This window comes from Lacibacter sp. (assembly GCF_057361365.1).
Map to the genome: position 1 here is coordinate 57,901 of NZ_JBMQSG010000020.1, position 14,732 is coordinate 72,632.

The 14,732-nt window shown below is 40.9% G+C and carries 14 protein-coding genes; 9 read left to right on the forward strand and 5 right to left on the reverse strand.

All coding sequences use genetic code 11. The features are described 5' to 3' along the window. Positions 1 to 3: 3 nt before the first annotated feature. Positions 4 to 1,425, reverse strand: a complete 1,422-nt coding sequence (locus ACO1QW_RS16870; protein ID WP_486260550.1) for an MATE family efflux transporter — start codon at positions 1,423 to 1,425, stop codon at positions 4 to 6. A gap of 270 nt (positions 1,426 to 1,695) precedes the next feature. Here ACO1QW_RS16870 and ACO1QW_RS16875 point away from each other — a divergent pair, with 270 nt between their 5' ends. Further along, positions 1,696 to 2,313: a PsbP-related protein gene (locus ACO1QW_RS16875; protein WP_486260551.1), complete on the forward strand. Its 618-nt coding sequence runs from the start codon at positions 1,696 to 1,698 to the stop codon at positions 2,311 to 2,313. Between the two features lie 69 nt (positions 2,314 to 2,382). On the opposite strand, the gene ACO1QW_RS16880 is transcribed toward ACO1QW_RS16875, so the two are convergent. Further along, the gene (locus ACO1QW_RS16880; protein ID WP_486260552.1) at positions 2,383 to 3,897 is read right to left on the reverse strand and encodes a peptide MFS transporter; all 1,515 of its coding nucleotides are present in this window, start codon (positions 3,895 to 3,897) and stop codon (positions 2,383 to 2,385) included. A gap of 150 nt (positions 3,898 to 4,047) precedes the next feature. Between ACO1QW_RS16880 and purD the strand changes: the two genes are divergently transcribed. The 8 genes from purD (at position 4,048) to ACO1QW_RS16920 (ending at position 12,617) form a co-directional block, all read left to right on the forward strand. After that, a complete protein-coding gene (gene purD, locus ACO1QW_RS16885) occupies positions 4,048 to 5,346 on the forward strand; it encodes a phosphoribosylamine--glycine ligase (protein WP_486260554.1) in 1,299 nt (432 codons plus the stop codon). A gap of 196 nt (positions 5,347 to 5,542) precedes the next feature. Continuing rightward, the gene (locus tag ACO1QW_RS16890; RefSeq protein WP_182803849.1) at positions 5,543 to 6,571 is read left to right on the forward strand and encodes a rod shape-determining protein; all 1,029 of its coding nucleotides are present in this window, start codon (positions 5,543 to 5,545) and stop codon (positions 6,569 to 6,571) included. Between the two features lie 41 nt (positions 6,572 to 6,612). Beyond that, positions 6,613 to 7,461 (forward strand): rod shape-determining protein MreC, encoded by an 849-nt coding sequence (gene mreC / locus ACO1QW_RS16895; RefSeq protein ID WP_486260556.1) that lies wholly within the window; start codon positions 6,613 to 6,615, stop codon positions 7,459 to 7,461. Continuing rightward, positions 7,458 to 7,988: a rod shape-determining protein MreD gene (locus ACO1QW_RS16900; protein WP_486260558.1), complete on the forward strand. Its 531-nt coding sequence runs from the start codon at positions 7,458 to 7,460 to the stop codon at positions 7,986 to 7,988. The genes mreC and ACO1QW_RS16900 overlap by 4 nt, the downstream gene beginning before the upstream one ends. Before the next feature lie 33 nt (positions 7,989 to 8,021). Next, positions 8,022 to 10,112 (forward strand): penicillin-binding protein 2, encoded by a 2,091-nt coding sequence (mrdA, locus tag ACO1QW_RS16905; RefSeq protein ID WP_486260559.1) that lies wholly within the window; start codon positions 8,022 to 8,024, stop codon positions 10,110 to 10,112. Further along, positions 10,112 to 11,455, forward strand: coding sequence for a rod shape-determining protein RodA (gene rodA, locus ACO1QW_RS16910; protein ID WP_486260561.1), 1,344 nt, complete (start codon positions 10,112 to 10,114; stop codon positions 11,453 to 11,455). The genes mrdA and rodA overlap by 1 nt, the downstream gene beginning before the upstream one ends. Before the next feature lie 49 nt (positions 11,456 to 11,504). After that, the gene (locus tag ACO1QW_RS16915; protein ID WP_486260563.1) at positions 11,505 to 11,798 is read left to right on the forward strand and encodes a hypothetical protein; all 294 of its coding nucleotides are present in this window, start codon (positions 11,505 to 11,507) and stop codon (positions 11,796 to 11,798) included. Between the two features lie 75 nt (positions 11,799 to 11,873). Then, positions 11,874 to 12,617: an MBL fold metallo-hydrolase gene (locus tag ACO1QW_RS16920; protein WP_486260564.1), complete on the forward strand. Its 744-nt coding sequence runs from the start codon at positions 11,874 to 11,876 to the stop codon at positions 12,615 to 12,617. A 264-nt stretch (positions 12,618 to 12,881) separates the two neighbouring features. Here the strand turns inward: ACO1QW_RS16920 and ACO1QW_RS16925 are convergent, their stop codons facing one another. Genes ACO1QW_RS16925 through ACO1QW_RS16935 form a run of 3 tightly spaced genes read right to left on the reverse strand, consistent with a single transcriptional unit; the run spans position 12,882 to position 14,686 of the window. Then, positions 12,882 to 13,310, reverse strand: a complete 429-nt coding sequence (locus ACO1QW_RS16925) for a hypothetical protein (protein WP_486260566.1) — start codon at positions 13,308 to 13,310, stop codon at positions 12,882 to 12,884. Between the two features lie 20 nt (positions 13,311 to 13,330). Beyond that, on the reverse strand, positions 13,331 to 14,101 hold the full coding sequence (locus ACO1QW_RS16930) for a hypothetical protein (RefSeq protein WP_486260568.1): 771 nt from the start codon (positions 14,099 to 14,101) through the stop codon (positions 13,331 to 13,333). 36 nt (positions 14,102 to 14,137) lie between these two features. Then, positions 14,138 to 14,686, reverse strand: coding sequence for an RNA polymerase sigma factor (locus ACO1QW_RS16935; RefSeq protein ID WP_486260569.1), 549 nt, complete (start codon positions 14,684 to 14,686; stop codon positions 14,138 to 14,140). Between the last annotated feature and the right edge of the window lie 46 nt (positions 14,687 to 14,732).

The window sequence follows — 14,732 nt, forward strand, 5'->3', positions numbered from 1 at the left end:
TTTTTATAACTGTACAGTTTTCCAGTTGCCACGCTTAAAATAATACCAGGCCACTAAAGCAATTAATGTTTCAGCAATTGGAATAGCAAGGAATGCACCTAATGGTCCAAGCTCAAATGTTTTCGCCAGCAAATAACCCAGCGGTATTTGAAATAACCAGAAACAAATAAAATTGATCCATGTAGGTGTCTTCGTATCACCGGCTCCATTCAATGCCTGTATCATCACCATGCCAATACCATAAAAAATGTAGCCGCTACCAATTATTCTTAACGACAACACGCCAAAGCGATGGACTTCAGGTTCCTTCGTGAAGATGCTTATGATAGGTGATGCAAAAAAGACGAACAACAACATCACTGCTGCCATAAAAATGGTATTATACTTTGTTGCAAGTAGCACACTTTGTTCAGCACGAAGGGGTTCTTTAGCTCCAAGATTTTGTCCAACCAATGTGGCTGCTGCATTACTTAAACCCCACGCCGGAAGAATAAAAAATACCACATTACGAATAGCCACCTGGTAACCGGCGCTTGCATCAGTGCCACCTGTTACAGATACCAACCATGCCAATACGATCCAGCTTCCGCTTTGAATAAAGAATTGCAAAGTGGCTGGCCATGCTACTTCAAACAATGTTTTAACCACCGGTGCATCCCATTTGAAATGCGGCCATTTCATTTTTATAGATCTGCTGCCATTGAACAAATGGTAACATTGATAAAGAACACCTGCACCACGTCCAATAGTAGTTGCAATAGCCGCACCTTTTAATCCTAACTCAGGGAAAGGTCCGTAGCCATAGATCAACAGCGGACAAAGAATAATATTGAAAATGCTGGCGATCCATAAGCTACGCATGGCCATGGCCGCATCACCTGCACCACGAAAAATTCCATTGATAAGAAACAATAAAATAATTACGGTTGAACTTGCCATCATGATGCGGGTAAAAGAAGTTCCTTCTTCCACCACTGCCGGCGCAGCACCCATAAGTCTTAAAATGTCGGCTGCAAAAACAACTCCTAACACACTTAGCACAATAGCTACAATCATTGAAAGAATGATGGCTTGTGCGCCTGCATGAGTGGCTGCGTCCGCATTTTTTTCTCCAATACGCCTTGCTACTACCGCAGTGGCAGCAGTACTAAGACCAATGGCAATAGTATAAACAAGAGAGATAACCGATTCTGTAAGACCAACAGTTGCAATGGCATTTTTACTGTTGGGCAAATGGCTCACAAAATACATGTCAACCACTGCAAATACAGATTCAAATCCCAACTCGAGAATCATGGGAATGGCCAAAAGAAATACTGCCTTGCGAATGCTGCCTTGCGTATAATCCTGTTCTTCGCCGTTAAGTGACTGTTTAAATATTTGATAGATATATGATAACCTGTTACGGTTGTTGATCGTTGTCATGAAAAAGGTTTAATAATAAATAAATGGAAAGGTCTGGAGCATGCTCCAGACAAACGGTGTTTTGGCAGAAATGCCATTTAGATAACGAATGCGGCAATCATATGCGTAGAAATAAGAGGAGCAAAGCTAATCTTTTTCTTTTTGTAACAAAAACATGGTTGTTGACCAATGGAAACTATCCGTGGAAGACGGTATTTTAAGCGGTTGGCGGGGTTTTTCATTGCACGTTGTGAAACTAGTTTGTATTTTTATGTTTACAACCATCAAAAAATGAAAAAGTTAGTCGTAGCCCTTACCCTTGTTGTTTCCTCTGCAGTTGCCTGGGCGCAACCGGCACGTATTCCTGTTAATGATCTGAATACGGGCACCAATAACAAACCCAACAACACAACACCAAAAACTGAGAATAATAATACCACAACCAGCAGCGGTGATTTAAAAAAATACAGCGATCCACAAAATCGTTACACCATTGGTTATCCTGCCGATTGGAAGTTTGATGATAAATCGGATAATGCGATTTTTAAACTGACATCACCCGCAGAAAATTCTGATGATAAGTTTTTTCAGAATCTGAACCTGCAGATTGAAGAAATCAGTTCAAGCACAACGGTTGATGATTATGTAAAGACAAATATGGATGCCGTGAAAGATATGGTGAAAGGTTATCGTGAAGTTTCATCCATGTTCTTCAATCGTAATGGTTCACGTGCATATCAAATCATTTACAAAGGAAAGTATGGTGAAATGGCCTACGATATCCAGATCAAACAACTATTCTGCGTAAATAACGGCAAAGGGTATGTGCTTACTTATGTAAGCAAAGAAGGGGAGCGTGATGCGTTTGAAACAACAGCAAATAAAATTTTCAACTCGTTTAAATACTAAGAAAGAGTTTTTATAAATAAAGAGGGCGGTCGCAAAGCGACCGCCCTCTTTATTTATAAAAGAAGTTGATTATTCCTGGTCCGTATGCATCATTGTCTGCAACTTCTTCGTAAGCAGGAAAAGAATGAGCGATGCAACACCAGCCATTACAACAAATAGCATAAAGAAGTCATAAAGGCTGTTCATTTCATAACCAATGAAACTTGTTGTCTTTCCATTTTCAGGATACAATGCACTTAATACACCCGCCAACTTATTTGCAAAGGCATTGCCTAGAAACCAAACAGCCATCAGCAAAGAAGCGTATTTAAACGGTGCCAACTTGTTTGCAAGTGACAAACCTATTGGTGATAAACAAAGTTCGCCCCATGTATGTAACGCATACATACCTGTTAACCAGATCATGCTTACTTTAATACCAGCTCCAACATCTTTCACACCAAAGGCTATCCATAAATAACCAATAGCAAGAAGCATTAAGCCAATAGCCATTTTTGTGGGTGCCGAAGGGTCTCTTTTTCCCAACTTCATCCATAACCAGGCGAACACAGGTGCAAATGCAACAACAAATAAGGAGTTCAGCGATTGAAACCAACTGGCAGGAACAGTATAAAATCCAAGGTCACGTTGTGTTTGTTCTTCTGCAAAGAATGTAAGCGAAGCGCCCGCTTGTTCAAAAGCGCTCCAGAAAAAGATGACAAAAAATACAACAGTGAATAAAACGATCACTCTCTGCTTTTCAAATTTGTTTAGTGTTTTATCACTCATTACCATAAAGAAAATGAGGATAGCTGCGCCTGCAAGCAGGTAAGTAAGGTAGCTAACTACTTTCGCATCGATATATAACATGCCAATTGCTAAAGCTGAAAATGCCGCAAGGCCTAAAATGATCGCAATAGGTTTAATCCAAATAGCTGGCGTGCCGGCTGGTGTTAAGCCGAGTGTTTTGTTATCGGGACCAACAACATATTTTTTATGAAACAGTAACTGCACCACAACACTGATCAACATACCAATTCCACCCGCTAAAAAAGCCCATTTAAAATCAGCAGGATCACCAGTATCACCAACCAGTCCGCAAATAAAAGGACCCACAGCTCCACCAACATTGATACCCATATAAAAAATGGTATAAGCAGGATCGATTCTTCTGTCGTTTTTGGGGTATAGCTGACCAACCAGCGAAGAGATATTTGGTTTAAAGAATCCGTTACCGGCGATCATTAAACCAAGACCTGAAAAGAATAATAAAGAAGAAAGATCAGGAGATGAAGCATATGTTGATCCGCAAAAGAAAAGCAGGAATTCACCCAATGCCATTACGATACCGCCGGCAATAATAGAACGTTGATTGCCCCAATAACGATCTGCAATATAACCACCAATTAAAGGTGTGAGGTAAACAAGGCTTGTGTAACTACCATATAAGTTAGAAGCAAAGACTTTGTCGAACAGTAAAGCCTTGGTCATAAAAAGAACGAGCACGGCACGCATACCGTAATAGTTGAATCGTTCCCACATTTCTGTGCCAAATAAAACCCAAAGGCCTTTCGGATGTCCTTTTTGTGCGGTTGTTTCGCTCATACAATTGGTTTAAGTTTTTAAATCGTGGAGTGCCGAAAGTAAGGAATAAATGGAAACGGCTAATTACCGTTCGCATTGTGATTGTTTTGCTGAAAGGTTTAGGAAGTTGAACAGCGAAGGCCTAATTTCGGGCCTGAAGCTAAATCCGATATGAATATACTATTGCTAGGTTCAGGAGGCCGTGAACATGCGTTGGCCTGGAAGTTGAAACAAAGTCACTTATGCGGTAACCTTTATATTGCGCCGGGCAACGCCGGTACAAGTGAATGTGGAGTAAATATTCCTATGCGTATCGATGGCGACTTTGAGGCAATGGAGCAGTTCTGTCGGGATCATTCGATACATATGGTGATTGTTGGACCCGAAGATCCGTTGGTAAAAGGTGTGTATGATTATTTTGAAGACGCACACAAAACCAATCCATTTGCGGAAGGTTGGCTGGGTGTTATCGGGCCATCGAAGCATGCCGCTCAGCTTGAAGGAAGTAAAGCTTTTGCAAAAGCGTTTATGGAACGCCACAAAATTCCCACCGCATCTTACAAGGAATTTACTAATGTCAATTTTGATGAAGGTCGTGAATACCTCATGAATCATGCATTGCCAGTGGTACTGAAAGCCGATGGTCTGGCGGCAGGTAAAGGAGTCATCATTTGCAATAATCATCTTGAAGCAGTAGCCGAATTTGATATGATGATCCATCAGCACAAATTTGGTGATGCCGGTAAAAAGGTGGTGATTGAAGAATTTCTGAATGGCATTGAAGTAAGCGTTTTTGTGCTTACTGATGGCAAGAATTATTGCATTTTACCCGAAGCGAAGGATTATAAACGCATCGGCGAAGGCGATACCGGGTTAAACACCGGCGGTATGGGTGCTGTAAGTCCCGTGCCTTTTGCTGATGAGGTGTTTATGCAAAAAGTAAAAGAAAGGGTCATTATCCCTACCATCAATGGATTTAACGAAGAAGGATTTGTTTATAAAGGTTTCGTGTTCATCGGTCTTATTAAGGTAAATGATGAGCCATACGTAATTGAATACAACTGCCGCATGGGTGATCCTGAAACGGAAGTTGTGATACCCCGTCTCCAGAACGACTTGGTAGAAGTGCTGACCGCTACTGCCAAAGGCGAGGTAGATAAGATCAACATTTTCCAGGATCCTCGGTTTGCAGTTACAATGGTGGCTGTAAGCGGTGGATATCCAGGTGATTACATTAAAGGATACGAGATCACAGGACTCAATCAATCATCAGAAGAAACAGTTATCTTTCATTCCGGAACAAAAACGGAAGAAGGTAAAGTGGTGACTAATGGAGGCCGGGTATTGACCGTTACATCGTTTGGTGATACAGTGGCAGATTCAGTTGCAAAATCAAAAGCGGTTTTGGCAGGCATCCGTTTTATGAAAATGTATTACCGCAACGATATCGGTTATGAATTCATTCACTAACTGAGAAGTGTAAACGAAGTTTAGGAAATTCTTTTTTCATTTTCTGTTCATTGATGAAAACGCTTTGCAGGCAAGGGTTAAACTTGTTTTGAAAAATTTGGCGGGAAAAACACTTATGGGCACGGTTTTAGCGTTGTAAATCCAAATTTTTCTCTCAAATTTGCAACCATCGGAATTATAATTTCCAGTAACCAATATGGGACTCTTCAACTTTTTTATTCAGGAAATAGCAATGGACCTGGGTACTGCTAATACCCTCATTATACATAACGACGAAATAGTGGTTAATGAACCATCTATTGTAGCACTTGACCGCAACAACCCAAAGAATGTGTTGGCTGTGGGAAAGAAGGCATTGATGATGCATGAAAAGACGCATGAAAGCATCCGCACTGTTCGTCCGTTGAAGGATGGCGTAATTGCCGATTTCAATGCAGCGGAGTTAATGATCCGTGAGCTCATTAAATTAGTATTGACCAAGAAACCATTGTTCGCTCCAAAATGGCGAATGATGATCTGCATACCTTCCAGCATTACGGAAGTAGAAAAAAGAGCTGTTCGTGACAGTGCTGAACAGGCAGGCGCACAGGAAGTATATCTTCTGCATGAGCCAATGGCAGCAGCCCTTGGTATTGGTATTGATGTGGAAGAACCGGTTGGTAACATGATTGTTGATATTGGTGGTGGTACTACCGGCATTACGGTAATTGCTCTTGCCGGTATTGTTTGCGACCAAAGTATTCGTATTGCCGGTGATGAATTTACGGCCGATATTATGGAAGCACTCCGTCGCTACCATAGTTTGCTTATTGGTGAACGCACTGCCGAGCAGATCAAAATTCAGATCGGTGCTGCAATGAAAGAGCTTGACAGTCCACCGGATGATATTCCTGTAAATGGTCGTGATCTTGTAACAGGTATTCCTAAACAGATCATGGTGAGTTACCAGGAAATTGCTGAAGCCTTAGACAAAAGCATTTTCAAAATAGAAGAAGCAATACTCAAAGCACTTGAAATGACTCCTCCTGAGTTGGCTGCCGATATTTACCGTCGTGGTATTTATATTACCGGTGGTGGTGCCTTGCTTCGTGGTTTAGATAAACGTCTTAATCAAAAGATCAAATTACCTGTTCATATTGCCGATGATCCACTGAAAAGTGTGGTGAGAGGAACTGGTATTGCTCTTAAAAATTACAATCGCTATCCGTTTGTGATGCGCAACTGATGAAGGCAACTAACGGAAAAACCAACTAAACCCACCCTTTCGTGCGGAATCTTTTTGCTTTTATCAGGCGTTTTTCGGTTTTATTGTTTTTCCTGCTCTTACAGGTGGTGAGTATGATGCTGCTCTTCAGGTATAATAAATTTCACCAGGCAGCATATATGGATACTGCAGGTGAAATTACCGGCAGTATCGAAAAGCAATACAGCAAGGTGAGCGGCTACTTCAGTCTCAAAAAAGAAAATGAAGCGTTACGCAGCCGCCTGGCCGAAGTGCAAAACAAACTTGCAGAAAATTTCCAAAACCCCGACACAACAACACGCATCGTTACTGATTCCATTCCTGTTGACACAACTGGTTTGTTGCGGAAATATTTATACATGGAAGCGGCTGTTGTAAATAATTCTATTATTCAGCCTAATAACTATTTCACTATTCATCGTGGTGGTAAACAAGGTGTGCAACCCGGAATGGTGGTGATCTCGGCCAGTGGTGTTGCCGGCGTGGTACTGGATGTAACCGATAATTTTGCAACAGTAATGAGCATGCTCAATAAGCAAAGCCGTATTAGTGCGAGATTAAAGAAGACGGGTGAAAGTGGTCGGATAGAATGGGATGGAAAAAATCCAAGAGTAGTGCAGTTGCGTGATATACCGAAGAGTGTAAAATTGGCAAAAGGAGATACTGTATTAACAAGCCAGTATTCAGATTTTCCACCGGGGGTTATGATTGGTACTATCAAGAGAGTACTACTCGAAAAAAGCACCAACAATTATTTTCTGGAAATAACGCCTGCAAATGATTTCAGCAATTTACAAAACGTATTTGTGGTGGCTAACCTGCAGCGTGATGAACAACTTGAACTGGAAAAACGCATGAAACAAAAGAAATGAGCAACCTCTTACGAAATATCATCCGTTTGATCTTATTCATATTGCTGCAGGTGTTTGTGCTTAACCAGGTTCCGCCATTGCATCAATACATTACGCCCTATATCTATTTTTTGTTTATTCTCTGGTTGCCTTTTAATATCAGTCGAAGCAGTTTGTTATTGGTGTCCTTTATATGCGGTATTTGTCTCGATTTCTTTACAAAAACGCCTGGCTTGCATGCTGCTGCCTGTGTATTGATTGGTTACCTGCGTCCTTTCCTTATTAATTTATTGGTGCCGCAACAAGGCGTTGAGTTTAACTACCGTGAACCTTCAGTTGCAAGTCTTGGTTTTACACAATACGTAACATACGTTTCTGCACTTACACTTTTTCACCATGGATGGTTGTTTACCATCGAAGCGTTTCAATTTGGCAATCTCTTATATCTTTTATTAAAAACTTTAGGCTCAACCGTAGTAAGTTTGTTGTTGATAACAGTAATTGAAATTATCTTTATACGTAAACAGAAGTTTTTAACCAATACCTGATCCGCAAATTTTTGAAAAACCTTAGAAAAGGCCATGGCCGAATTTAATCAATCACGACAAACAACCATCCGTATTATTATTGCAATTGTGTTTGCCATCATTCTTGTACGTTTGATGACATTGCAGTTGTTTACGTCAAAGTATTCAAAGCTTGCAAGCGACCAGGCTATTCTTCGCAAAATTGTTTATCCCAGCCGTGGAATTATTTTCGATCGTAAAGGCAAGGCAATTCTTGATAATACCACCATGTATGATTTGATGGTAACGCCATCACAATTAAAAGGTGTTGACACATTCACACTTTGCCGCATACTCGGAATTGATACAGCAGAATTTAAAGGAAGAGTGCTCACTGCTATCATTAAAAATTCACGTAATCGGCCGTCAGTATTCGAGCCGTTGCTCTCGCCTGAAAAGTATGCAAGAGTCAACGAAAATTTGTTTCGCTTTCAACCAGCATTCTTTTTACAGGAGCGCCCGATCAGAAGTTATCCATACAGAGCAGCGGCACATATACTTGGTTATGTTGGTGAAGTTGATTCGGCAATGTTAAAACGCTCTAACTTCTTTTACCAGATGGGCGATTTTGCTGGCCGAAGTGGCTTAGAAAGTTATTACGAAAAAGTGCTGATGGGGCAAAGGGGTATACAATACATCCTGCGTGATAATTTCAATCGTCCAATTGGTAAATATGAAAATGGTGAATTTGATACAGCTTCTGTAGCGGGCCGGCATCTCAATACGTTTATTGATGTGGAAGTGCAGCAGCTGGCTGAAAAATTAATGCATGGCAAAGTTGGAAGCGTGGTAGCCATTGAACCGAAAACAGGCGGCATCATCGCCATGACATCGGGCCCAACGTATGATCCAAATGAATTGACAGGATCCGAATCGAGAAAAAATTTCAGCCGCTTGTTCTTAGATCCTGCATCACCATTATTAAATCGTGGTATGCAGGGTGTATACCCTCCGGGTTCAACATTTAAACCATTAGGTGCGCTGGTGGCGTTAGATGAAGGATTGATCACTCCTGAATTTGGTTATTCTTGTTTTGGCCGTTACGGGCCTTGCGGCAGACCAGCTTGTACGCATACAAATGCCGGCCATGCTGCTAACCTAAGTCTGTCCATTGCTAACTCATGCAACTCTTATTATGCGCATGTATTGCGAATGGCACTTGATAATAAAAAGTTGGGAAGTATTGAAGCAGGTTTAATGAAGTGGAAAGAGTATATGTCGGGTTTTGGATTAGGCCATCGCTTAGGTATTGATCTGCCCGGTGAATACGCAGGTTATATTCCCGACACTGCACGTTACAATAAAGTATTTCGCAAAGGTGGCTGGAGTTCATGCACTATTGCATCATTGGGTATTGGACAAGGTGAGATACAGGCAACTCCAATGCAAATGGCAAATGCAATGTGTTTAATTGCAAACCGTGGTTGGTATTACACTCCGCATTTTGTGAAAAATATAGATGGTGAAACTGCAGAAGATACATTGCTGAACAAATATCGTCAGAAGATATCACCCCTACATATTCCAAACGATTATTACCAGGCGGTAATTGATGGAATGGAAATGGTGGTAACAAATGGTACAGCACGTAATGCGCATATCGATGGATTTGCAGTGTGTGCAAAAACTGGAACAGTAGAAAATTATTTCCGGAATAAAAAACAACAGAACCATTCCTTCTTTGTGGCTTTTGCACCAAAGGATGATCCAAAGATCGCTATTTGTGTGGTGGTGGAAAATGCAGGTTTTGGTTCAACATGGGCGGCACCAATTGCTTCTTTGCTCATGGAAAAATTCCTCACCGATTCTATTGCCGGTGATAAACGAAAAGCAGAGATCGATCGTATCAGCAACGTTGTTATCACACCTGCTAAGATCAAATACGAACTTTACAGGAGAGATTCCATCAGGCAAATAAAAGATTCGGCACAGCGTGTAAAAGAAAGACGCCTGCGTGTTGACTCAACAGCAATTGGTCAGTTTCAACAGTCACCAGTACAACCTGCAAAGCAACCGGCGCAAAAAGAAAAGCAAATAAAATTGGTAGCAGTTGTTCCAACAGAACGTTTATTATCATTTAAAGAAGCCAAACAACGTAACAGCTAATGGAGAAACAGGCAAGCATAGGAAAAGGAGTTGATGCTACAACCGTTTTGTTGTATTACACCTTAGTGCTGGTAGGTTTCATTGCCATTTTTTCTGTTGAGTTTCGGATGGGTGATTCATTTTTTCAATCATTACTGGAGTTAAAGAAAAACTATTCACGCCAGGTTTTGTTCATAGGCATTAGTTCATTAGTAGGCGTTTTTATTTTACTCACCGATAGTAAATTTTTTACCACCATTGCCAACCTGTTGTACATGGGAGGTATCGTGCTCATGCTGCTCACGTTTGTAATTGGTAAAGATATCAGTGGATCAAAATCATGGATTGCTTTAGGAGGTGGGTTTAACCTGCAGCCTGCAGAATTGTGTAAAGTATTTACCGCTTTGGCACTTGCAAAATATTTAAGCCGACAGGAAACCGAGTTCAATACACTTCGCTCACATCTCATTGCTTTTGCACTTACACTCGGACCAGCTTTACTTTCAATAGCGCAAAAGGAAACAGGGCTTGCATTGGTTTACTTCTCTTTCTTCCTTGTGATGTACAGAGAAGGATTGCCAGCTGCCTATCTTATTGCCGGTTTTTCATTCGTAGTGTTGTTTATCTCTTCAATAGTGCTTGATTTTATTCCTTACGCCATTGCACTGGCAGTAGTGGGGCTCATTGTTGTTTACAACCTGTGGCGACCGATCAAACGTAATTATTTCTTACTCGGGGGAATTATCATACTATATGTCGCCATCATAGGATTCAAATGGTTCGTTGATAATATTGTGTTCGACAGAATTATGAAACCTTACCAGGCCGAGCGTGTACTCAGCAATTTTGGCAAAAGTTATGTGCCGAAAACGCCAGAGCGTATTGCGCAATATGAAAAAGAATTGGCCAGTGGAAAAAAACGTGACTATACCTATAATGTAAAACAATCGAAGATCGCTATCGGCTCAGGTGGTTTTGCCGGCAAAGGATTTTTGAAAGGCGTTACAACACAAGGTGATTTTGTTCCTGAGCAGCATACGGATTTTATTTTTACAGCCATTGGCGAGAGCTTTGGTTTCTGGGGTAGTGCGTTACTGCTCGGTTTATATTTCTTCCTCCTTTACCGCATCATTGCACTTGCTGAACGACAACGAAGTACATTCTCAAGAGTGTATTGTTACAGCGTGGCTGCCATTCTTCTTTTTCATGTGATGATCAATATTAGTATGACGATCGGATTAATGCCGGTAATCGGGATTACACTACCTTTACTAAGCTATGGTGGATCTTCCCTTGTTACATTCACCATCCTGATCTTTATTATGCTGCGTTTGGATGCAGATCGCAGCATGGTTCTTCGTTGAGATCAAAAGGGTGTCTTTCGTTTTTGATTGATCACGTTAAATTATTCGCATGAAAAAGTATCTCTGCACATTCTACCTGCCCGATTCTTTAGACGATGATTTTTGGGCCATCATCCCCAGTCACCGCCAACATATTAATGAATTGATGCGTGAAGAAGTGATCATCACTTATTCAGTGAATGGTTTACGTAGCAAAGGCTGGGTTGTATTGAATGCTGAATCTGAAACGGAAGCTGTTGAACTGGTCGATAAATTTCCCATCAGCAAGTTTATACATTATGAATTAGATGAGCTGTTCATTTTCGATACGATGATCGGCGCACCAAAATTGGTGATGAATTGATTACACGTCCCGCCTGTATCTTTGCACCCTGTTGGTCAAATTCCCGCAACAGCAGTTGCAATTAAAATAAGATACATGAGAATAATTCCACTTTCAGAAGGCAGTTTTACAGTTGATGGTACAAAAAAATTCATTCCTTTCGATCCTGAAAAAGACAATTTAAAAGATCGCCCCGCAGGTAGTTTATTGGTTGAAGTGCAGCCATTTGTTGTTGTTACCGAAAAAGATATTTTGTTGCTCGATACTGGTCTTGGTTTTTCTATGCCCGATGGTACATTGCAGATCCATCATAATTTAATGCAGGCCGGTATCAATCCAATGGAAGTAACGAAAGTGTTGATGAGTCATTTGCATAAAGATCATGCAGGTGGCATCAGCAAGGAAGATGCTGTGCTTCAACAACGTTTTATCAGTTTCCCTAATGCTACATATGTTGTAAATAAACAGGAACTTGAAATTGCTGTAAGCAAATTATCGAAGTCATATACAATTGATGATGTAAGTCTCTTGCCCGATCTTGATCGTTTGCAGCTTGTTGAAAGTTCAGGAGTGATTGATGATTACATTCATTACGAATGGACGGGCGGCCACAGCCCATGGCACCAGGCATTCTGGATAAAAGAAAATAATGAAACAGTTTTCTTTGGTGGCGATGTTGCTCCGCAGTTGTTCCAGATGAAAACAAAGTTTGTAACGAAGTATGATTTTGATGGCAAGCTTGCAGCAGATCTGCGTGTAAAATGGTGGGCGCAGGGACAAAAAGAAAACTGGAAATTTTTATTCTATCATGATCTTAAGACACCTGTCTATAGTTTTTAAGAAGCTTGTTGCGCAAATTTTTGCGCAACAAGCAACATATATTTATTTCTGTAAAGTCATATAAAGTTGACTTGTTTGGGTTGAAATATCATTCGCCATTAAGTCCCGAACCAATCTTCTTCAAAATTTAGTGAATCGCTGAAATGCAGTGCTGTAGCGGGTTTCAGGCAAAAAAATAGGCCAACCCTGAAAAGAGTCGGCCGTTGCTAACCTATGAAAAACACCTATTCGCAAATTTATAACATAAGAAATTAAAAATCCAAATTAATTTCTTTTTTGACGTTGCAACATTGGCTTGTTTGGGCGGTTCTTTAACTGATTTAAAAGAACACCACGAAACTCGCGTTCTGCCTGGAAAAATTTATTCATTCTAGGCTGTCCTATCACACCAACGAAGCGGTCACGATATTTTTTTCTTACATCAATTACCTTCTGTTCATCATCTACAACATCTTTATTAGGGTTGTTACGTTGTGCAATCATTACCTGGTTTACATCCCGTTTATATTCGTTGTAAATGGGCCAGAACCGTTGCGCTTCATTCTCAGTTAAATTAAGTTTACGGCTGATAAAAGCGATTTCAAGTGCTTTGATCTTTTCATGTTCTTTTGGGTCGGGTTGTTCCTGTGCATATACATAACCTGAAAGGCTGAATGCAAGGATCAACATCATGGTCATTATCTTTTTCATCATACTATCCTCCTCGGGTGTTTTTAATTTGTTTGTGTGTTAGTAGTGGTTGTTGTTTTTTCGAGTTCCTTCATAAACGATTCAAGAAACTCTTCATCCATATAATCTGTTTCTTCGGGCAATTTGTTATGATCAACAGATTCATTGATCTTCTCAACATCTTTTGTATCACTGTTCATTTGCAAATAACTCACAATAGCATCTTCACTTAAGCCAGCTAATTCATTATTAAATTGCTTTTGGTTTTTAATAGGTTCAACATGTGCAAGATCAAATGCTGTAGTGTCCCACGATTGCTTCATGAGCAAATTAATTCCAAAGGCAATCATCGTAAACACAACAGCAGCCGCTGCATAACGCATCAACAATTTGCGGCTGAACATAGAAACAACTTTTGTTTCTTCCTTCACCTGCGTGTTTACAGTTGCAGCAATTGAATCAAAATAACCGGCTGGCACTTCATATACATTCTGTTTGCTGATGCCAGCAAGCAAAGGCGACAACGAAGCCAATTCTTCAGTTGCTGTTTGCTGTGGCTGAGCTCTAATTTTATTGAGAATGCTGTCAGACAGCGTATCAAAATAACCGGCAGGAATATCCTGCGGCATTTGCTTACCCGCTATCTGCAATAAAGAGTTTTCTTCGTGCCCACCCGCAGCAATCCTTGCCATAATCACCGAGCTGAGAGTTTCGAAATAAACCTCGGGCACCTGGTAAGGCACCATGGGGTTGATTTGCGCCACCACAGCACTGATTTGCTCCAACTCATTCACTATGTCTTTATTCCTTGTCATTTTCTGTTACTATAGATGTTTATTGAGGCTCTTCGTTTAACGGTTGAGGATAAAATCTTCTATTTTTTTTACTGCATGGTGATAGCTGGCCTTCAAGGCGCCTTCACTGGTTTCCAGCACACGGCTCATTTCTTCGTAAGGCATTTCGTCGTAGTACCTGAGATTGAACACAGCTCTCTGTTTTTCAGGAAGTTGCTGGATGGCCAGTTGTAATTTCCACTCCAGCCTGTTGGCATCAAAATGCTTATCGGCTTTAATGGTATTGCTGAGTCCGGCCTCCACCTGATCCATCGAAACGGCGGTGCGTTTTTTCCGCTGCTCCAAAAAGGTTAAACTTTCATTGGTGGCAATGCGGTAAAGCCAGGTATAAAGCTGGGCATCTTCCCGGAAGTTTTCCAACCCGTTCCATACTTTGATGAACATGTTCTGCAATACATCGTTTGCATCTTCATGCTCAACCACCATGCGGCGGATATGCCAGTAAAGCTTTTCCTGGTATTTTTTGATGAGACGGGTATAGGCCCGCTCCTTTGTGGCAGGGTCATGGAACTGCAGCAGTAATTCCTTGTCGTCTGGTTGCGTCATGTTTGAATAGAGGTTTTCTGGTTTGGATCTTTCTATGAGAACATAA